Origin of the sequence: Corynebacterium matruchotii, from assembly GCF_011612265.2 — a bacterium.
Taxonomy (GTDB): Bacteria; Actinomycetota; Actinomycetes; order Mycobacteriales; family Mycobacteriaceae; genus Corynebacterium; species Corynebacterium matruchotii.
Genome location: NZ_CP050134.2, coordinates 443,866 through 463,847, shown reverse-complemented (window position 1 = coordinate 463,847; position 19,982 = coordinate 443,866). Strand labels below are relative to the sequence as shown.

14 protein-coding genes and 3 rRNA genes are annotated in these 19,982 nt (G+C 56.1%); 7 read left to right on the top strand and 10 right to left on the bottom strand.

The window, feature by feature from the left end; all coding sequences use genetic code 11:
- The first annotated feature begins 106 nt into the window (after window positions 1-106).
- Both HBA49_RS02075 and HBA49_RS02070 read left to right on the top strand, forming a co-directional pair.
- Entirely contained in the window at window positions 107-442 is a 336-nt protein-coding gene (locus HBA49_RS02075; protein ID WP_005526439.1) for a CrcB family protein, read from the top strand.
- Complete coding sequence (locus HBA49_RS02070) at window positions 439-783, top strand: fluoride efflux transporter FluC (protein WP_005526475.1); 345 nt, start codon at window positions 439-441, stop codon at window positions 781-783. The genes HBA49_RS02075 and HBA49_RS02070 overlap by 4 nt, the downstream gene beginning before the upstream one ends.
- A gap of 27 nt (window positions 784-810) precedes the next feature.
- Here HBA49_RS02070 and HBA49_RS02065 read toward each other — a convergent pair whose 3' ends face one another.
- The 3 genes from HBA49_RS02065 to HBA49_RS02055 form a co-directional block, all read right to left on the bottom strand.
- Window positions 811-3,417 (bottom strand): ABC transporter permease, encoded by a 2,607-nt coding sequence (locus HBA49_RS02065; RefSeq protein WP_040432096.1) that lies wholly within the window; start codon window positions 3,415-3,417, stop codon window positions 811-813.
- A 327-nt stretch (window positions 3,418-3,744) separates the two neighbouring features.
- Window positions 3,745-4,485: an ABC transporter ATP-binding protein gene (locus HBA49_RS02060; protein ID WP_005520564.1), complete on the bottom strand. Its 741-nt coding sequence runs from the start codon at window positions 4,483-4,485 to the stop codon at window positions 3,745-3,747.
- Between the two features lie 77 nt (window positions 4,486-4,562).
- Window positions 4,563-4,823, bottom strand: coding sequence for a hypothetical protein (locus HBA49_RS02055; protein WP_005520563.1), 261 nt, complete (start codon window positions 4,821-4,823; stop codon window positions 4,563-4,565).
- Between the two features lie 171 nt (window positions 4,824-4,994).
- On the opposite strand from HBA49_RS02055, the gene HBA49_RS02050 reads away from it, so the two are divergent.
- Complete coding sequence (locus HBA49_RS02050; protein WP_005526278.1) at window positions 4,995-6,650, top strand: ABC-ATPase domain-containing protein; 1,656 nt, start codon at window positions 4,995-4,997, stop codon at window positions 6,648-6,650.
- A gap of 52 nt (window positions 6,651-6,702) precedes the next feature.
- Here the strand turns inward: HBA49_RS02050 and HBA49_RS02045 are convergent, their stop codons facing one another.
- The 5 genes from HBA49_RS02045 to HBA49_RS02025 all read right to left on the bottom strand — a co-directional run bounded on the left by HBA49_RS02045 (window position 6,703) and on the right by HBA49_RS02025 (window position 13,758).
- Window positions 6,703-7,734, bottom strand: coding sequence for an aldo/keto reductase (locus HBA49_RS02045; RefSeq protein ID WP_005526114.1), 1,032 nt, complete (start codon window positions 7,732-7,734; stop codon window positions 6,703-6,705).
- Entirely contained in the window at window positions 7,731-8,162 is a 432-nt protein-coding gene (locus HBA49_RS02040) for a MerR family transcriptional regulator (protein WP_005525815.1), read from the bottom strand. The genes HBA49_RS02045 and HBA49_RS02040 overlap by 4 nt, the downstream gene beginning before the upstream one ends.
- A gap of 141 nt (window positions 8,163-8,303) precedes the next feature.
- Window positions 8,304-8,420 (bottom strand): 5S ribosomal RNA (gene rrf, locus HBA49_RS02035).
- Between the two features lie 161 nt (window positions 8,421-8,581).
- A 23S ribosomal RNA gene (locus tag HBA49_RS02030) occupies window positions 8,582-11,678 on the bottom strand.
- Between the two features lie 524 nt (window positions 11,679-12,202).
- Window positions 12,203-13,758, bottom strand: a 16S ribosomal RNA gene (locus tag HBA49_RS02025).
- Together the 16S, 23S and 5S rRNA genes form the textbook arrangement of a ribosomal RNA operon.
- A 440-nt stretch (window positions 13,759-14,198) precedes the next feature.
- On the opposite strand from HBA49_RS02025, the gene HBA49_RS02020 reads away from it, so the two are divergent.
- From HBA49_RS02020 to HBA49_RS02010, 3 genes are read left to right on the top strand one after another with little or no spacing between them, the layout of a single operon-like run.
- On the top strand, window positions 14,199-14,759 hold the full coding sequence (locus HBA49_RS02020) for a TetR/AcrR family transcriptional regulator (RefSeq protein ID WP_005525338.1): 561 nt from the start codon (window positions 14,199-14,201) through the stop codon (window positions 14,757-14,759).
- Window positions 14,752-15,429, top strand: coding sequence for an ABC transporter ATP-binding protein (locus HBA49_RS02015; protein WP_005525288.1), 678 nt, complete (start codon window positions 14,752-14,754; stop codon window positions 15,427-15,429). The genes HBA49_RS02020 and HBA49_RS02015 overlap by 8 nt, the downstream gene beginning before the upstream one ends.
- Window positions 15,430-15,487: 58 nt before the next feature.
- A complete protein-coding gene (locus tag HBA49_RS02010; protein ID WP_005525154.1) occupies window positions 15,488-16,216 on the top strand; it encodes an ABC transporter permease in 729 nt (242 codons plus the stop codon).
- 35 nt (window positions 16,217-16,251) lie between these two features.
- On the opposite strand, the gene murA is transcribed toward HBA49_RS02010, so the two are convergent.
- A complete protein-coding gene (gene murA, locus HBA49_RS02005; protein WP_005524886.1) occupies window positions 16,252-17,529 on the bottom strand; it encodes a UDP-N-acetylglucosamine 1-carboxyvinyltransferase in 1,278 nt (425 codons plus the stop codon).
- A 40-nt stretch (window positions 17,530-17,569) separates the two neighbouring features.
- Between murA and HBA49_RS02000 the strand changes: the two genes are divergently transcribed.
- Window positions 17,570-18,145, top strand: coding sequence for a cob(I)yrinic acid a,c-diamide adenosyltransferase (locus HBA49_RS02000; protein ID WP_005525415.1), 576 nt, complete (start codon window positions 17,570-17,572; stop codon window positions 18,143-18,145).
- Between the two features lie 101 nt (window positions 18,146-18,246).
- Here HBA49_RS02000 and ramA read toward each other — a convergent pair whose 3' ends face one another.
- Window positions 18,247-19,095: an acetate metabolism transcriptional regulator RamA gene (ramA, locus tag HBA49_RS01995; RefSeq protein WP_005522386.1), complete on the bottom strand. Its 849-nt coding sequence runs from the start codon at window positions 19,093-19,095 to the stop codon at window positions 18,247-18,249.
- Between the last annotated feature and the right edge of the window lie 887 nt (window positions 19,096-19,982).

Sequence of the window (19,982 nt, the reverse complement as noted above, 5' to 3'; positions counted from 1 at the left end):
ACTCCTCACAGAAACGAAAAATTTACAGCTACTTTCCATCTTCTACCTTTTTCCGCCCCCGCGCACTAGTTCCAGCACAAAGTCACACATATTAAGCTGCATAACTATGAAACAAACACTCGCCGTCGGCCTCGGTGCCGGGTGCGGCGCCACCCTACGCATGCAGCTCACGCCCCTGCTTTACGACGCCCCCACGGCGCTCATTATCATCAATGCGATCGGCTGTTTCCTCATTGCCACCTGGGTTTTCCCCAACGATGTCGCCCAAAAATTCTTCGCCCCCGGTCTCCTCGGCGGCTTCACCAGCTTCTCCACCTTCGCGCTTACCACCGCCACCACCAGCCTGCCCGCCGCACTCAGCTACAGTGTGCTCACCATCACTAGCTGCCTGGGCGCCTGGGCCATCGGCGACGCCCTCCGACACCGGTGGCACGCATCATGACCATTATCCTCGTCTTCGCCGGAGGCATCCTCGGCGGCATCACCCGGTATCTGTTAGGCAAAGCCCTGCCACCCTACCTTGGTACGCTTATCGCAAACATGTGCGCCTGCCTCACCCTCGGGATAATCGCACACCTATTCGAAGCGCATTCCTTCGCCTACGCGGCCGGCGGCATCGGCTTCGCCGGCGCCCTCTCTACCTGGTCCACCCTCGCCAACGAACTAGGCCATCTACTGAAAACCCATAACTACCGGCTCTTCGCCGGCTACCTCACCGCCACCATCATCGGCGGGCTGGCAGCCCTTCAACTTGGCCTCACCATCGGAACCATGATGACCTAACCCGTGAGGCCACCGTCGACAAGCATGCTAGTGGGCGATCGCATCCAACGGTGGGGTCTTCGCCGCCCGGCTAGCCGGCCACAACGCCGCAATCACACCCACCACCGCAGAAGCACCAAACATCCACCCCAGCTGCGGCCACGGAATGACCAACGCGCTCAGGCCCTCCCCCGCCAGCACCTTCAAAAACGCCCAGCCCAAACCAACCCCCACCCCAATGCCAACTGCGGCACCAAACAACGCAATCTGCACCGACTCGATCGTAATCAACAACCGAATCTGCCGACGCTGCATCCCCACCGCCCGCAACATCCCAATCTCCTGCCTGCGCTCAATCACATTCAACGCCAACGTATTCACAATGCCCAACGTGGCCACCAACACCGACAACGCCAACAGCGCATACAGGATATATAGCATCTGATTAATCATCGCGGCCCGTTCACCAGCATATTCCTGTCGGTCCTGCACCTGCACCACCAAATAATCAGCCACCGCCGCCTGCAAATTCGCCCGCAACTGCTCTTTCGACACCTCGCCATTGCCCACCACCATCAGCCACGTCAACACCTGCTCCCGCGCATACGGAGTATTCGCCACCGTCGACGCCGACAACACCACATCCCCAATCACCTGGTTCTCCTCATACGTGCCGATGAGCTTCGCCTCAACCACATCATCCCCCGCTAAATTCTTCACCGGCACCATGTCCCCCACTTTCCAACCCTGCTTATGCGCATAATCATCAAAAGCCACAAACACGTTCGGATCCGCCAAATTCATCGAACCGCTCACACCTTCTAACTCCAGGGTTTTCGTCAAATCATTATCCGCCACCAACGTTTTCGCCATGCCATTGGCCACCATAAACGAATCCGGCGTCACCCCCACCGACACCGGAACCCGGGAAAACCCCGTAATCTCCCCCACCCCGGCGGTCTCTCGCACTTTCTGCACCGCATCGTCCGGGATCGGGAACCGCCCATCGCCCGGGCTAGACAGCACATAGTCCGCCCGCACCCCCGAACTCACCAAATCCTTCACCGACTGCTGCATCGACGCTGCCAGCATCCCAATCGTGGTCACCAACGCCACCCCCAACGTCAACGCAAACGCCGTCGTCGCCGTGCGCCGCGGATTCCGCCGCGAATTCGTCGCCGCTAACTTGCCCACCGCCCGAAACGGCAGCCCCAACAGCCGACCAATGATCCCCACCACCAGGATCGACAACGCCGGCGCCACCATAAACACCCCGATGGTCACCAACACCGCACCGGCCCCCACCGCCAACGCCCGCGTCTGCGTGTCATAATCCGCAATCGACGCCCGCACCGCGGCCGCAACCGCCGCACCACCCGCAGCGAGCAGCACCAACCCCAAAAACGTCCGCAGCTTCAACGGCGATTCCGCCGCCGTTTCTGTCGACCGCATCGCCTCCACCGGGTGCACCGCACCCGCGCGCCGGGCCGGCGACCAGGCACTCATCAGGGTCACGAGCACCCCTAGGACCAGCGGCCCCACCACCGACGTGGTGGTGAGCCCCAACCCCACCTCGGGAATCGACATATTGAAATATTTCAGGGCAAACTGGATCCCCCGCACCAATCCCATGCCGGCACCAATCCCCGTACCAGACCCAATAATCCCCACCAGGAACGCCTCGATAATCACGGACGTGGTGAGTTGTAGCCGTGACACACCCAAGGCCCGCATCAGGGCAAACTCCTGCAACCGTTGCGCCACAATCATGGCGAACGTGTTGGCGATAATAAACGTGCCCACCAAGAGGGCGATGAGACCGAAGGCCACCAGGAAATAGTTAATGAACTTCAGCCCATCCCGAATCGCCCCATTGAGCTCGGCGGCCAACTCGCTCCCCAACTGGTATTTCACACCCTGGTATTTGCCCTTAAGGTAGTCGACCAGCTCTGCACCGTGTTTGGTGTTACCCGACACAGCTAAAGACTTGACGGTTTTGCCATCAGTGTACTGGTCCAGGAAATCGGTTTCGGGAATGGCAAGGGTGATATTGGCGCCTAGCTCGGCGCTGGCCTTTGCCGGGGCGAAAATGCCGGTGACAGTCATGTTCCGCTGATTCTGCGGGTCGATCACCACAACGGTATCGCCCACCTTGATGTTATAGGTTTGGGCGGCCTGCTTGTTAAGGAGCACCTGGTCGGGGTTTTCGGGCAGGCTGCCGGTGATGAGCCTATTGCCAACACCCACGGCGGAGTTCTCGTCGTACCAGGGCACGACCCGCACCCTACCGTTCCGGGTCTGGAAGGGTTTCCGGTTCGCGTCCGCCAGCATGAGCCGCACCCCGTCCTGAATCACGACGTTTTTGATCTCGGGGTCGTTCCGCAGCTCGTCGAGCAGCGACCGCCGAATGCCCCCAAGGGAATCCGCAGCGTCGGGGTTTTGGGCCACCTCGGCCATGATCGCGGCCGGATCCGGGGTGATGACCGCATCCACACCTGCGAACGTGTCTTCGACCGTGGAGTCGAACACGGCGTTGAGCGAGGCAGTGAACATCATGGAACCGGCCACGAAGGCGGTACCCAACATGACCGCGACAACACTAAGCAGCAGACGAAGCTTGTGCGCCATGATGGAGCGGACGCTCAGTTTCAGCATGGTGGCACGCCCGCTGGGGGTTTTGATTTTCTTGGGCGCCTCACCCCATTCGACGGGTTCTTCCCATTCGTCCTCGTCGTCCCACTCGTCGTCTTCGTCCCATGCCTCGTCGGCGTCGTCTATATAGTCCGCATAGGCATAGTCGTCATAGTCCGCCGAGTCCGTGTCATCTATATCGTCGGCCTGATCTTCGACATAGTCCGCTTGGTCTGACCACTCTTCGTAGTCGTCCTCATACGCATCCTGTTGCCTGGCACGCCGCCCATTATGGTGTTTGTGCCTTGGGTCATGTTGTGGATCGTTCGGCATACCATGACGCCCCATGAGTCACCCCCTGGTTTCCAGTTGGCCCATCACCCAAAGAATCTGTTCCACCGTGGGCGACGATAATGCCCTCACAATTTTGCCATCCGCCAAAAACACCACTCGATCCGCATATGATGCGGCCGTGGGGTCATGCGTCACAATAACTACGGTCTGATCGTACACATCGACCGCGGTCCGTAAGATGTCCAGCACCTCCGCGGACGAGTTCGAATCCAGATTACCGGTGGGTTCGTCACCGAATATGATCTCCGGCCGGGCCACTAATGCCCGGGCGCAGGCCACCCGCTGTTGCTGGCCACCCGACAGTTCCGCCGGACGGTGTTTCAGCCGCTCCGCCAATCCCAGCCTGGTGGTCACCTCCCGGTACCATTTTTTGTCGACACGTTTGCCGGCAATATTCATCGGCAGGGTGATGTTTTCGGCCGCGGTGAGTGTGGGCACCAGGTTGAAGCTTTGGAAGATAAACCCCAGGCGGTCTCGTCGCAAAGCGGTCATCTGCCGATCGTTGAGCTGGGACAGATCCGTGTTACCGATGAAGGTAGCACCCCGGGTGACACGATCCAGACCGGCCATGCAGTGCATGAGCGTGGATTTTCCCGAACCGGACGGGCCCATGATGGCGGTGAATTGTTGTTTGCGGAATTTAATCGAAATCGACTTGAGTGCCTCGACCGCGGTGTCCCCAGTGCCATAGGTTTTCACCAATTTCACTGCGCGAGCAGCACTTTGAATTTTAGCCATATCATTTCCTCGAAAGCATAGCGATGTGCTGCCCCGATGAGGCATTATGCGCAATGTGCGCGGTTATAATTGCAAAGCTAGAACTTGGGAATGTACGAGCCGTCGTATTGTTTCTTACCGTTCTGGCGGGCAAAATAGTTATAGACAGTGCCCACCAAGAGATACACGACCGCCATGGAGCTCAGCGACCCAAAGATGGTGCCGATAGCGGTCTCCGGGTTGATGTTCGGCAGCGGCGGCAACTGCGGCAGACCCTGTGCCTGCGCCAACGGTGCCCCTATGACCATCAGCGTAATAGCAATACCAGAGATGGCAGCTGCACGAATTTTCGAATACATCAGATATCCTTTTCCCAAATGTATGTTATTGATTTGACCGGTTTCTATGGTAGGTGATTGCGTCGCTAGGGTGGAATGATCGCTACCCCCGTGACCACGCGATGCCGCTATCCCCGCTGGTTATCCACCTAGACAACCCGCGACCGATAGAAAATCCCGTACCATGGCGTCATGTCTTATCGCAATCAGGATCTCCGACGCACTGTCAGTTCACTCGATGGTAAAAGTTACGGCGCCTATAAGAGTCTCAAAGGCAGTTACGACATGGGCAATTTCACCCTGTCGATTGATCGTATCCAATCGGATCCCTATGCGCCGCCGTCGTTGATGCGGATCATTCTTGACCGAAAAACCGCTGGTATTCCCCCAGAGTTGCTTGACGACGCCCAAGGCCGGCTGGCCATGAGTGATTTTTTGATGCGGGAGTTTCATGCCGCCACGCGGGAGTCCTCGATAAGCATTGGTTGGCCGGCACAGGCCATCCTTGAGCGCACTAACATTCGAATCACAGAGCACACCATTGAGGCACGAATCACGGTGCAGCTGCCGGCTGGGGGTCGGCGGATTCACGGGCATGCGGCGGCGCGAATGCTCACGGAGGACCTGCCGGATGCGGTGGATCAGGCACTGTTGTACCGAAACCTGGACGGGGATGCGGCAACGGCGCAGGTTACGTTGCTGCGGGACCAGGAGGCGCTGCGGGGGCAGCTTGCCGACCTGGGCCTGGTGGCATTCGTGGGCAATGGGGCGATTTTGCCACGGCAGGCGGGCAATTCGGACCTACCGTTGGAACAGGGAGCAACGCCGTTTACCAGCCCGAAATCGCTCGAAGTTTCGATCACGCTTCCCAGTGGGCGTACGGTGACGGGCATGGGGATTCCTGAAGGGATCGTGGTGATTATCGGTGGCGGCTACCACGGCAAATCAACATTATTGCATGCAATTGAACAGGGGGTGTATCCGCATATTACGGGTGATGGCCGGGAGTGGGTGATTACGCGGGCGGATGCCACGACGATTCGGGCGGAGGATGGTCGGCCGGTGATCGGGGTGGATATTTCCCCGTTCATTAATAATCTGCCGTCGGGCACGGACACGCGGTCGTTTATGACGGCGAATGCTTCCGGCTCGACGTCGCAGGCGGCAAACCTCATGGAGGCGGTGGCCGCGGGCGCATCAACGTTGCTCATTGATGAGGATACGTCTGCCACGAACTTCATGATTCGGGACGAGCGGATGCAACAGCTGATTCCCGCGAAGGATGAGCCTATCACCCCGTTTGTGCAGCGGGTTCGTCCGTTGTTTACGGAAAAGGGGGTGTCGACGATTTTGGTTGCCGGCGGTTCGGGCGCGTTTTTTGATGTTGCGGATTATGTGATTGCCATGAATTCGTATGTGCCCAGTGATGTGACGTCGGCGGCACATGAGTTGGCGGATTATGACCCAACGGCGCCGGCAGCGTCGAAGGTGTTCGGCCCGGAGCCGCGGCGGCGGTTGCGGAAGCAGCGGTTGGAGCGGAAGCCGGCAAAGGCCGCAGGCACGAATGCTATCCGTTACGGTAAGCAGGAGGTGGATTTGTCCGCGGTCACGCAGCTTGTCGACGCCGCCCAGGTGAGCGGTCTCGCTCACACATTCGACATGATTATGGAATGGTCGGATGGCCGCAGTGACCTGGCAGAGCTTGTTGATGACGTGTGCCGGGAAATGGATGTTCAGGGGATTGATGCCCTGTCTCCGCATAATGGGCATCCGGGGCTTTATGCCCGGCCCCGGCGGCAGGAGATTTTTGCGGCGGTGAATCGGTACCGCCGGCTAGAGCTGGAATAGCTCATCGCGGCCGGGCTTGAGCCCTGTGGACCGGGGTCCGGGGCCAGGATGTTTATTCCCGGCCGCTGGAAATCCAGTCGTCGTCGGTGAAGGTGAAGTTTCGGCCACCGTGCACGGTGGCGAGTGCCGCATCGAGGCGGGCCATGTGTTCGCCGGTCAGGTGGACGTCTACGGCGGCGGCGTTTTCGTGGATTCGATCGCTGCGGCGGCTGCCGGGGATGGGAACGACCGGCAGGCCGTAGGCAGTGCCTTGGTGCCAGAGCCAGGCGAGTGCGACTTGGGCTGCGGTGGCTTCGCATTCGGCGGCTATGTCCTGGATGGTGGCGACAATGGCCTGGTTGTCATCGTAGTGCTGGTCGTAGCGGGGCTGCGCCGCAAGAATTGATGATTGCACACGATCTTTTTGGAGGGTTCCGGTGAGGAAGCCGCGCCCCAGTGGGGAGTAGGGGACGAAGCCGACACCGAGTTCGCTGGCAGCGGGCACCACGTGGTGTTCGACGTCGCGGGACCAGATGCTCCATTCGCTTTGTACCGCGGTGATGGGGTGTATGCGGTGGGCTGCCCGGAGTTCGTCGGCGGTGACTTCGGAAAGCCCGATGTGCCGCACTTTCCCTTCGGCCACAAGTTCGGCCATGGCGGTGACGGTTTCTTCGATGGGGCGAGTGAGTTCGCGGCGGTGCATGTAGTAGAGGTCGATGTGGTCGACGCCGAGTCGGCGTAGGGAGTTGTGGCAGGCTTCGCGCACATACTCGCGGTCACCGCGGACGCTCATGCCATTTTCCAGGTCGAAGCCGACAATGCCGAATTTGGTGGCCAGTTGTATTTCGTCGCGCTTCAAACCTGTGGTGGCGAGGACCTCGCCAATGAGTTCTTCGTTGGTGCCGGCGGGGCCGGTGGTGTTGGGACGGGGTTCGCCGTAGACGTCGGCGGTGTCGATGAAGGTGATGCCAGCGTCGAGTGCGGTGTGGATGGCTTGTTTCGCTACTTCGTCAGGGGTTGAGCCGTAGGCATCGGTGACGGCCATGCCGCCGAAGCCGAGCTTGCTGACTGTGAGGTTATCGCCAAGGGTAATGGTGGGGATCATGAGAGCTTCCGTTGTTGTTCGAGGATGGTTTCGTCAATGATGAGTTGATTATTGCAGTCCAGGCCTTGTTCGATGAGTTCTGCATAGTGGTCGATTTTCGCCTGGATTGCACCTAGGTCATCCTGGAGTTGGTCGATCTGATTTTGGACGCGCTGTTTGTGTTCTTCCAGCAGGGCCATGCGTTGGCCGTGGCTTGCGGCGCCTTCCGCAAAGAGGTTTAAGAATTTTCGGGTTTGCGCGACGGGCATACCGGTTCGGCGGAGTCGCGCAACGAGTGTTACTAGTTTGATGGTTTTCTCGTCGTAGACGCGCTGCCCACTGCTTGTGCGCTGGGTGGGCGGTAGTACGCCTTCGCGTTCATACCAGCGTAGCGTGTCTGGGCTGAGCCCAGTTTGCTTTGCGACGCTACTAATAGTGAGGTAGTCCATAGCCCCCTACCCTAGCCCTTGGAGTGCACTCCAACGCAAATAGAAAAAGGGAGGGCATAAAAAGTGTGTGGGGTGTGCCGCCCTCCTCCTCTTGGAGGATTTTGGCACACCCCACATATTATGTAGATATTAAGTTTGGTGTGTTGGCGGTGTCTTACTCTCCCACAACCCCACGATTGCAGTACCATCAGCGCAGTCAAGCTTAGCTACCGGGATCGGAACGGGACCGGGCGTACCCTCGACGCTAAAACCACCAACACAAACCCAATTTGAAACAAACCACCCCCACACCCCAACAGGGTACGGGCAGCGTGTTGCGTCAAACACTGTACAACAAACACAAACACAATAATCATTCTTCTTTTTGCGGCAAACACATGCTCCCGGCAACACATTTCTTTGTTGCCCACACACACTAGGTGTTTTTTGTGTCGGTGTATTAGTACCAGTCACCTCCAACACGTCACCATGCTCACAGCCCTGGCCTATCAACCCCATCATCTACAGGGAACCTCAACAGAAACCTCATCTCAAAACAGGCTTCCCGCTTAGATGCTTTCAGCGGTTATCCCTCCCGCACGTAGCTAACCAGCCATGCCACTGGCGTGACAACTGGCATACCAGAGGTACGTCCATCCCGGTCCTCTCGTACTAGGGACAGCCTTCTTCAAGTTTCAACGCGCGCGGCGGATAGAGACCGAACTGTCTCACGACGTTCTAAACCCAGCTCGCGTGCCGCTTTAATGGGCGAACAGCCCAACCCTTGGGACCTACTCCAGCCCCAGGATGCGACGAGCCGACATCGAGGTGCCAAACCATCCCGTCGATATGAACTCTTGGGGAAGATCAGCCTGTTATCCCCGGGGTACCTTTTATCCGTTGAGCGACACCACAACCACACGTAGGTGCCGGATCACTAGTCCCTGCTTTCGCACCTGCTCCACCCGTCAGTGTCACAGTCAAGCTCCCTTATACACTTACACTCACCATCTGATTGCCAACCAGACTGAGGAAACCTTTGGGCGCCTCCGTTACCATTTAGGAGGCAACCGCCCCAGTTAAACTACCCACCAGGCACTGTCCCCAACCCGGATCACGGGCCAAGGTTCAGGTACCCAATCACACCAGAGTGGTATTTCACCTGCGACTCCACCACAACTAGCGTTGCGGCTTCACAGTCTCCCACCTATCCTACACAAGCATGACCAAACACCAATACCAAGCTATAGTAAAGGTCCCGGGGTCTTTTCGTCCTGCCGCGCGAAACGAGCATCTTTACTCGTACTGCAATTTCACCGGGCCTGTGGTTGAGACAGCAGGGAAGTCGTTACGCCATTCGTGCAGGTCGGAACTTACCCGACAAGGAATTTCGCTACCTTAGGATGGTTATAGTTACCACCGCCGTTTACTGGGGCTTCAATTCTCCGCCTCGCACACCACAAAGATGCACTCACGGGTCCTCTTAACCTTCCAGCACCGGGCAGGCGTCAGTCCGTATACCTCAACTTCCACGTTTTCGCACGGACCTGTGTTTTTAATAAACAGTCGCTTCCCTCTCTCCTCTGCGACCACCACCAGCCAATTCGCTGTCAGCAACCAGTAATGGTCCCCCTTCTCCCGAAGTTACGGGGGCATTTTGCCGAGTTCCTTAACCACAGTTCACCCGAACGCCTTAGTATTCTCTACCTGACCACCTGTGTCGGTTTCCGGTACGGGCCATGCACGCACTCGCTAGAGGCTTTTCTAGACAGCACAGGCACACTAACTACCACCACAACATGGTGTCCGCATCACGCCTCACCTCATATGCGGGGCGGATTTCCCAACCCCACAGGCCACACGCTTGCACTCCAATCCAATAAGGAAGCCTAGCTACCACTCTGCGTCACCCCATCACTTGACTACTACCCACGAAGATCCCACGCACCTGAAACCACCAACCAAAAAGATCAGCGGAAACAAGCGGGCGGTTAGTACCATAAGATTCATCACTTGTCGCACGCACACGGGTACGGGAATATCAACCCGTCATCCATCGACTACGCCTGTCGGCCTCGCCTTAGGCCCCGACTCACCCTGGGAAGACAAACTTCACCCAGGAACCCTTAGTCATCCGGCGGATATGTTTCTCACACATCAATCGTTACTCATGCCTGCATTCTCACTCGCACACACTCCACCACCTGTCACCAAATAGCTTCAACACATGCACGACGCTCCCCTACCCAACACACCTTTACGTGTGTTGCCGCGGTTTCGGCGGTGTACTTAAGCCCCGCTACATTATCGGCGCAGAACCACTCGACCAGTGAGCTATTACGCACTCTTTCAAGGATGGCTGCTTCTAAGCCAACCTCCTGGCTGTCTTCGCGATCCCACATCCTTTCCCACTGAGCACACCCTTAGGGGCCTTAACCGACGATCTGGGCTGTTTCCCTCTCGACCAACGGAGCTTATCCCCCGCAGTCTCACTGCCGCACCCACATTGCTGGCATTCGGAGTTTAGCTGATGTTGCTAAGATTATCGTCCCGCTCAACCAACCAGTAGCTCTACCTCCAACAAGCACACTATGCGACGCTGCACCTAAATGCATTTCGGGGAGAACCAGCTATCACGGAGTTTGATTGGCCTTTCACCCCTACCCACAACTCATCCCCTCAGTTTTCAACCTAAGTGGGTTCGCGCCTCCACAAAGTCTTACCTCTGCTTCACACTGGCCATGGGTAGATCACCCCGCTTCGGGTCCAGAACATGCCACACACACCCTAATTAGGATTCGCTTTCGCTACGGCTCCCCACACTCATGGTTAACCACGCAACATGCCACTGACTCGCAGGCTCATTCTTCAAAAGGCACGCCACCACCCCACCCAAAAAAAAGGGGGGGCTATGACGGATTATCAGCACATGGTTTCAGGTACTCTTTCACTCCCCTCCCGGGGTACTTTTCACCATTCCCTCACGGTACTTACTCCACTATCGGTCATGCTAAGTATTTAGGCTTACCGGGTGGTCCCGGCAAATTCACGACAGATTCCACGAGCCCGCCGCTACTCAGGAAACACAACAACCCCGCAAGCGAGTGTTTTCGTGTACCGGACTCTCACCGTCTCTGGCAGGCGATTCCACACCACTTCCACTAACACACACCAACAACAGCACCAGCCGAGGTAGAACTGATACGCCGTGCTCCTCTAACCCCGCATGCGTAACCCCTACCCGGTATCACACGCACACGGTTTAGCCTTATCCACGTTCGCTCGCCACTACTAGCAGAATCACTCTTGTTTTCTCCTCCTACGGGTACTAAGATGTTTCACTTCCCCGCGTAACCCCCCAACCAACTATTTCATTCACTGGCGGGTGACCACACATAACCATGGCCGGGTTTCCCCATTCGGACACCCTCGGATCAACGCTCATCAGGCAACTCCCCGAGGCTTAACGCAGCCTATCACGTCCTTCATCGGCTTAGCATACCCAGGCATCCACCATGCGCCTAAAAAACAAAAAACACACACATTTTTCACGCACAGACAACAAAAAATACCAAGAACAAAACCACAAAAAAGAAAAAACAAACAACAACAACACAATTATCGTTGCTATTTTTATCGCATTCGCGTCCACTATACAGTTCTCACACAACACACCACCCCACACACAACACCCACCAGACACAACCCAAACACACGGGCCGCAACCAGCAAAAAGGCCTTGCTCACCAGGGGTGATCCATAGAACAACACTCGTGCTGCTCTAGACACCCAACAGCATGCCACACAACAAAACAAACGAAAACACAAACACGCTTTGCTCAAACCCTTACAACCAACAAGGCTGAAAGACCGCAAAAACCTTTGTTTCATCAACTCCCAAAACCACACACATGAAATGCGTGCGATACCTGTCTTCACCTGCAAACAAAAACTTGCCACCACCAGGCGCCCAAACCAGACACCAAACAATGACAAAAACTTGTCACCACCAGGTACTAACCAGCACCCAGGCGACAAAACAAATACTCTATTCTCCTTAGAAAGGAGGTGATCCAGCCGCACCTTCCGGTACGGCTACCTTGTTACGACTTCGTCCCAATCGCCAATCCCACCTTCGACCACTCCCCCCACCAAAAAACGGTGGTTAGGCCATGGGCTTCGGGTGTTACCAACTTTCATGACGTGACGGGCGGTGTGTACAAGGCCCGGGAACGTATTCACCGCAGCATTGCTGATCTGCGATTACTAGCGACTCCGACTTCATGGGGTCGAGTTGCAGACCCCAATCCGAACTGAGATTAGCTTTCAGCGATTCGCTCACCCTCACAGGTTTGCAGCGCGTTGTACTAACCATTGTAGCATGTGTGAAGCCCTGGGCATAAAGGGCATGATGATTTGACGTCATCCCCACCTTCCTCCGAGTTAACCCCGGCAGTCTCTCATGAGTCCCCACCCAAAGTGCTGGCAACATAAGACAAGGGTTGCGCTCGTTGCGGGACTTAACCCAACATCTCACGACACGAGCTGACGACAACCATGCACCACCTGCACACCAACCACAAAGGGAGGTACGTATCTCTACAACCGTCTGGTGCATGTCAAACCCAGGTAAGGTTCTTCGCGTTGCATCGAATTAATCCACATGCTCCGCCGCTTGTGCGGGCCCCCGTCAATTCCTTTGAGTTTTAGCCTTGCGGCCGTACTCCCCAGGCGGGGCGCTTAATGCGTTAGCTACGGCACAGAAACCAAACCGGTCCCCACACCTAACGCCCACCGTTTACAGCATGGACTACCAGGGTATCTAATCCTGTTCGCTCCCCATGCTTTCGCTCCTCAGCGTCAGTTACTGCCCAGAGACCTGCCTTCGCCATCGGTGTTCCTCCTGATATCTGCGCATTCCACCGCTACACCAGGAATTCCAGTCTCCCCTACAGCACTCTAGTTATGCCCGTATCGCCTGCCACCCCGAAGTTAAGCCCCGGAATTTCACAGACGACGCAACAAACCACCTACGAGCTCTTTACGCCCAGTAATTCCGGACAACGCTCGCACCCTACGTATTACCGCGGCTGCTGGCACGTAGTTAGCCGGTGCTTCTTAACAAAGGTACCGTCACCACACCCAAAAAAAGGTGTGGCTTCGTCCCTAACGAAAGGAGTTTACAACCCGAAGGCCGTCATCCCCCACGCGGCGTCGCTGCATCAGGCTTGCGCCCATTGTGCAATATTCCCCACTGCTGCCTCCCGTAGGAGTCTGGGCCGTATCTCAGTCCCAATGTGGCCGTCCACCCTCTCAGGCCGGCTACCCGTCGACGCCTTGGTAGGCCATTACCCCACCAACAAGCTGATAGGCCGCGAGCTCATCCTGCACCAAAACAATAATCTTTCCACCATGAGACACTAAACCATGGTCCTATCCGGTATTAGACCCAGTTTCCCAAGCTTATCCCGAAGTGCAGGGCAGATCACCCACGTGTTACTCACCCGTTCGCCACTCGAGCACCCCCACCAAAAAAGTGGGGGCCTTTCCGTTCGACTTGCATGTGTTAAGCACGCCGCCAGCGTTCGTCCTGAGCCAGGATCAAACTCTCCAAAAAAACAAACAAAAAATTACAGGCAAAAAACAAAGAAACCAACAAAACAACAACAAACAACAAACACCAACAACTATCAATAACTATTTGGTGCCCACGTTCGCGTTCATGTTCAAACAATAATTCGTTTCATCAAATGACACAACTATCGAGTTCTCAAACAACACTGGCATACTCCCGCCTCCAACTTTTAAAAGCCGTAAGCGCAAAGCAACCTTGGTCAGTTTAGCCAACAAGCATAAAACTTGTCAACTTCGCTGGTCATCAGCTTGGCGACCGCCTCGCTGACTCACACAAATTTACACACACAACCAGAACAATTACAAACGCACAGCTCAGAAGCACATTTTCTTTAACCTGGACATCAAGCGTACAACACTTACACCATAATGTTAGTGACTAACATTATGGTGTAAGATAGCGGGCATGGAGACTGATGCATCATGACACCCTCACCTAAATGGGATCGGACCCACACGCACATACAATTGGCCGCCCTGGAACTCTTTACTCACCAGGGATATTCCGCCACTACCACCGCGCAAATCGCGGCTGTTGCCGAGGTAAGCCAGATGACACTCTTCCGCCATTTCCCCACCAAGGAGTCGCTGATTCTGCAGGATCCATTTGATCCGGCGATCGCGGAAGCCGTCGAAAAGCGCCCAGCCAAGGAAGCACCGCTTCGCGCAATCACCGCCGGAATCCAGTCGCTTCTCGACACCTTCACCCCAGACGTCGAAGAGCGATTGCGTACCCGGCTGCGCATCGTGGCCGAGAATCCCGAATTGGCAGCGGCAGCAATCCACAGCAATGACGAAACAATTACCGCGATCGCCACGGCGTTGACTGCCCGGGGCGTCGACAAGCTCACGGCAACCGCGTTGGCAACCGCAGTCATTGCTGGGCTGACCAGGGCGTTAATAGATTGGAGTACACACATCAATCGGCCGCTCATGCCGACGTTGCGCGGTGTTTTACATGCTTTGGCGGGCACTCATGCTTGAGCTGCACAACGTTACGGTGACAAGCCGCGGCATTACTCGCCTCAATTTTTCGGTGGCGGCAGGCGAGATCGTTGCGCTCATCGGCCGCAACGGCGCCGGCAAAACCACACTGTTACGGCTCGCGCTCGGCCTCATCCACCCCACCGCCGGCACGGTTCGCCGCACCGTGGGCAATGGCGATATCGGGCAGCTTATCGACGCGCCGTTTTGCTATCCCGAGCTGACCGTGGCTCAAAACCTACGCATGCATGCTTGGTTATATGGCATCGACCCTGGGCGCGTTACCGACTCCATCAACCGGTGGGAGCTGCAACCATACCGCAATCGCTCCTTTCGGAAACTATCGCTAGGAAACAAGCAGCGAGTGGGTTTAGCTGGGGTGTTTCAGCATCAGCCGCAACTTATCGTGCTTGACGAGCCCACCAATGCTCTTGATCCGATGGGAATAGTCACCCTGCGCACCGTCGTGAAAGAGCGAGCGGCCGCGGGATGTAGCGTGGTGGTCAGCAGTCACCATTTGGACGAGGTGGCAGCCATTGCTCACCGCATTGTCGTGGTAAATTCCGGGCGCATCATTACGGAACTGTCCCCCACCACCCCACAATTGGAAAACTGCTTCTTTCAGGCCATTCTTTCAGACGATCAATCAAACGCCAATGTAGACAATTAAGCGATAAGTTGGGAGAGTTTCTATGTCATCTTTTCGTCACTCGACGTTAATAATTACAATGAAAGTCGAGACCCTCAAGGTAACAAAATCCGCAACGGCACGGGGAATCACCGGCGCAATGCTGACCGGAATCCCGCTTATTGTTTCGGCAATGATGATCGCTATCGCCCACAACAATCCGGTCATTCTCGCTAAGGGGGGAGCTGCCGCCACTCATGATGAGAATGGGTTCTTCTTTGTAGCGACACAGATCACGGCGGCTGCGGAAGTATTGGGTTTTGGCACCATGATCGCCTGGATATATGCCCGAGAGTTTATGGATAACACCGCCATCGGATTGGCCATGCTGCCGATGAGTCGGCACATCACTATGACAGCCAAATTCCTGGTTTATGCAGCATGGACCCTTGTCACTCATCTGCTACTCGCCATCGTGATGCTGCTGCTCGCCGTGGGATTCCGCTTTGGCTTCCCCACGGAAGCACACATCCTACGGTTTCTCGTGTTGGGAGTACTCACGCTCCTCGCAACCCCTATTATTGCGTGGGTTTCCGTGTGCACTCGTTCCCTTATCGCCGGCTGCGGCACCGCCCTTGCGCTGATTATTCTCGGCCAGTTTGGCACCTTATTGGGTGCTAATAGCGGCTGGATGCCACCGGCAGTCCCGGCATTGTGGGCGTTACAGATCATTCCGACAACCACGCCACAGTTGCTGGTTTTCCTGGCATTATCGGCAGGATTCGCCGGTCTCACCTATGCCCGGTGGTCCCGCATGCAGCTTGCCTAACCCCACCTAAGCACCGACGCCGGCTAAGCCTAAGACTATCTGGGGGCTGGGTCCGCAGGCCCGGAGACCCGTTCAATTTTGGCCCCCAATTGTTGGAGGTTCTCCACAAAATTCGGATACCCCCGGTCAATGTGATACACGTCATGCACCTCGGTCTCGCCATCGGCGCACAGCCCGGCCAACACCAGGCCGGCGCCCGCTCGAATGTCCGAACTCCACACCGGAGTGGACGATAATTGTTCCACGCCGCGCAGCACCACATGGTGCCCGTCAACCGTGGCGTCCGCACCCAACCGCATCATTTCGTCAACAAACCTAAACCGGGCCTCGAAAATGTTTTCGGTGATAACAGAGGTGCCTTCCGCGATGGCCGAAATGCCGATGGCCATGGGCTGCAAATCCGTGGGAAAGCCGGGGAACGGAAGCGTCTGGTAGTCAACGGCCTTGGGCCGGTGCGGCATGTTCACCCGAAAACCGTTTTCGTAGGAGGAAATCTGGGCACCGGCAAACTTCAACATCTCCAGTGGAAGATGCAGGTGTCGGGGCGCGATCCCGCTCACTGTGATATCGCCCCTGGTCATGGCCGCCGCATAGGCCCAGGTGCCGGCAACGATTCGGTCGCCGATGACCTCATGCTGCGTGGGATACAACTTGTCCACCCCGTCGATCACGATGGTGGGTGAGCCTTCACCGGTCAGCTGCGCCCCCATTTGCCGCAGCATGACGCAGAGGTCGACGATTTCCGGCTCCCGGGCAGCGTTCTCCAGCACCGTGCGCCCCTCGGCCAACACCGCGGCGGTCAGGATGTTTTCGGTGGCCCCCACGGAGGGGAAATCCAGTTCGATTTCGGCCCCCACAAGCTTGGTAGCTTCGGCTACCACAGCACCGTGGCGAATGTAGGTGGTGGCGCCCAGCTTTTCCAAACCGGATTGGTGCATGTCTAGCGGACGGCTGCCAATGGCGTCGCCACCGGGCAGCGCCACCACGGCCCGACCGGTTCGGGATGTGAGCGGCCCAAGCACGCACACCGAGGCACGGAATTGTCGCACGGCGTCGAAATCGGCATCGGAGCTCACAGTGGCGGGGGTAGTGATGCGGACAGTTTCGTGGTCAACAGAGACCTCACAGCCCAGGCCTCTGAGGACTTCCGCCATGAGCGGTACGTCAAGGATTTCCGGGCAGTTTGTAAGTGTGGTTGTGCCCTCTGCCAGCAGCGCCGCCGCCATGAGTTTCAGCACGCTATTCTTTGCGCCGCTTACTTTTACTGAGCCTTCCAGGCGTGCGCCGCCTGTCACCAAAAATCGATCCTTCACAACAGCCCAGCATATCGAAGTATTCGCGTATTTTGGTGTTATGGCTGTTCATCTCACCAAAATCTATACCCGCACCGGCGACGACGGCACCACTGGTTTGTCCGATTTTTCCCGGGTACCAAAAACCGATCCTCGCCTTGTTGCCTACGCCGATTGTGAGGAGGTCAACGCTCATATCGGCGTGGCGCTTTCCCTGGGTTCCCCGTCGGACAAGGTTGCAGCAACGCTGCGGCGCGTCCAAAATGAGCTTTTCGACGCCGGAGCCGACCTAGCCACCCCCGTCACTGATAAGGATTTGGGGTATAAGCCGCTGCGAATCACGCAGGAATACATTGACCGTCTCGAACAGGATTGCGACGCCTATAACGAGTCGCTACCCAAACTCGATTCGTTCATTCTGCCAGGCGGCACCCCCACGGCGTCGCTGTTGCATATTGCCCGGATTACGGCTCGGCGGGCGGAACGGGCCGCATGGTCGGCGGTGGAATCCCACCCCGACACCACATCGGTTCTACCGGCAAAATACCTCAACCGGTTGTCCGATTTGTTGTTTATCTTGTGCCGGGTGACCAATGACGCAAACGATGTGAAATGGATTCCCGGCGGCGAGCGTTAATGGAGTAACACCAATCATATAAGCGCACGTAAAGGTGGGACCGGCAAGTACGCCAGCCCCACCTTTTTCGACAGTAGGTTACCTAGATATGGATATAGCTCTTATGGCAATGCTCCAATCCGGCGAGCGGCATTCACTGCTTCGTAACGGGTGTGCGCGCCCAACTTACGCATGACGGAACGCAAATAGCTTTTCACGGTTTCGGCGCCAATTCCCATTTCCTCCGCGGCCTCGACGTTGGTATGACCAAGGGCCACGCATGAGAGCACGTCGAGTTCCCGGGCGGATAGTTTGGTGGTTTGTTTGACTCGAACCGGAGCCACCATTTGGTCGCACAAATCTTCTAGTTCCGCGCGGATATCATCTTGTTCAATCCGATTGGCAAGCATGCGAAGCTTGGAGTGGGTGGAACGAATCTGTTCCCATTCCGCACCATTCATCATGCGGCCTTGCTTGGGGGCAGCACCACCACGAACCCCTTCGGCACGACGAGCGGCAGCATTGACTGCCAGATCCTGTTCCAGGCTGCGGGCGGTCATGGTGACTTCTTCGATGACCTTATCGCCCAGTCGAACAGGAGAGTGAACACCGACATAAAGTACCCCACGGATTTCCCTAGTAACAATGACGGGAACGGCAACAATGGAATGCAGCCCTTCGTCCTGGATGTAGGTATCCAGCTCATGGGAGATCACATTGGCACGGGTGTAGTCCGAGACACCAACCGGTCGCCGAGTGGTCAACACCCTGCCGCCCACGCCAATGCCTGGCTCAATGACAAGGTTTTGCAGTGCCGGGGTTCGTAACCCCACCCATTGATTGATCTGCAACCGATTATCCGCCAAAACCGTTGCATACATCGTTACTGGAATACCCGTTGCTGTTTTAAGCGACGACAATGCTGAGCGCACGGCATCTTCGTCATCTTTCATACGCTGAATCTCCACCATTTTCCTCCTGTGTGTAGCGCATGGTTCCTTGTTACTTCAAATCGCACTCACCCTAAAGTTGGTTACATTTCCATATAAGTTTGGTTAAAAATCTAAATATATGGAGACACGTGTCCACCCTCAGAGCCAGTTAACAGTTTGCTTCAACAAAGAGAAACAAGTTTTCTGCCACCAGCCGTACACCCCCGCGCGGTGCGGTAAGCGTTGGTGTGCAACTTTGGAAATTATAACCATGAGATAGGGGGTAGCGAAAGTGAATCGAAATGCCCGTTTTTCTCCCATGATGTCCACTTGATACACCCGGTGGGGGTAACTTTTGGACAAAATAGCCCCAATTTTCACATAAATTCTCATGAATAAAAATCAAAATGACACAACGAGAATTACCCCAACCCCCTACGAATGATTAGGGTCACAAAATATGGTTCTAGCAGAGACTTCACCCCTAACAGGGGCACTCATTTGCGGGTAGTCTGACGTATTTTTGCCCTCAATAATGATGCTTTCTACGGGAAAAAACAGCACTTTTTGCGGTTAGTGAGAGCCGGACAATTTGCCACAAAATCCAACAATCGGTACCCAAAAACCAAAAATCTGCACGCGAAAAACTCGCCAAAAAAGTGCTAAAAGTCACTAAAAAACTGGGCTCTCGGCATAGAAATTGCCGATGAGTGGTTGCCACAACCATGCTTCTGAATCGATCTACATTAGACCATTACTTGAGGTCAACGACCAGCAAATCAGCAATTTACATCATTAAACCAGGATTTATAATCCAATCGGAATAATTCACCAAGCCACGATCCGCACCGCATTATGACAAGTACTACTCACACTAATCGCCCAACCTATCCCTGGCCGGACCGAAACACCAAAATTCCAAAGAA

Bases quoted from the DNA above. Each gene is read 5' to 3' on its own strand.
- HBA49_RS02075 (WP_005526439.1), top strand. From the start codon at position 107: ATGAAACAAACACTCGCCGTCGGCCTCGGTGCCGGGTGCGGCGCCACC.
- HBA49_RS02070 (WP_005526475.1), top strand. From the start codon at position 439: ATGACCATTATCCTCGTCTTCGCCGGAGGCATCCTCGGCGGCATCACC.
- HBA49_RS02065 (WP_040432096.1), bottom strand. From the start codon at position 3,417: ATGCTGAAACTGAGCGTCCGCTCCATCATGGCGCACAAGCTTCGTCTG.
- HBA49_RS02060 (WP_005520564.1), bottom strand. From the start codon at position 4,485: ATGGCTAAAATTCAAAGTGCTGCTCGCGCAGTGAAATTGGTGAAAACC.
- HBA49_RS02055 (WP_005520563.1), bottom strand. From the start codon at position 4,823: ATGTATTCGAAAATTCGTGCAGCTGCCATCTCTGGTATTGCTATTACG.
- HBA49_RS02050 (WP_005526278.1), top strand. From the start codon at position 4,995: ATGTCTTATCGCAATCAGGATCTCCGACGCACTGTCAGTTCACTCGAT.
- HBA49_RS02045 (WP_005526114.1), bottom strand. From the start codon at position 7,734: ATGATCCCCACCATTACCCTTGGCGATAACCTCACAGTCAGCAAGCTC.
- HBA49_RS02040 (WP_005525815.1), bottom strand. From the start codon at position 8,162: ATGGACTACCTCACTATTAGTAGCGTCGCAAAGCAAACTGGGCTCAGC.
- HBA49_RS02020 (WP_005525338.1), top strand. From the start codon at position 14,199: ATGACACCCTCACCTAAATGGGATCGGACCCACACGCACATACAATTG.
- HBA49_RS02015 (WP_005525288.1), top strand. From the start codon at position 14,752: ATGCTTGAGCTGCACAACGTTACGGTGACAAGCCGCGGCATTACTCGC.
- HBA49_RS02010 (WP_005525154.1), top strand. From the start codon at position 15,488: ATGAAAGTCGAGACCCTCAAGGTAACAAAATCCGCAACGGCACGGGGA.
- HBA49_RS02000 (WP_005525415.1), top strand. From the start codon at position 17,570: ATGGCTGTTCATCTCACCAAAATCTATACCCGCACCGGCGACGACGGC.
- ramA (WP_005522386.1), bottom strand. From the start codon at position 19,095: ATGGTGGAGATTCAGCGTATGAAAGATGACGAAGATGCCGTGCGCTCA.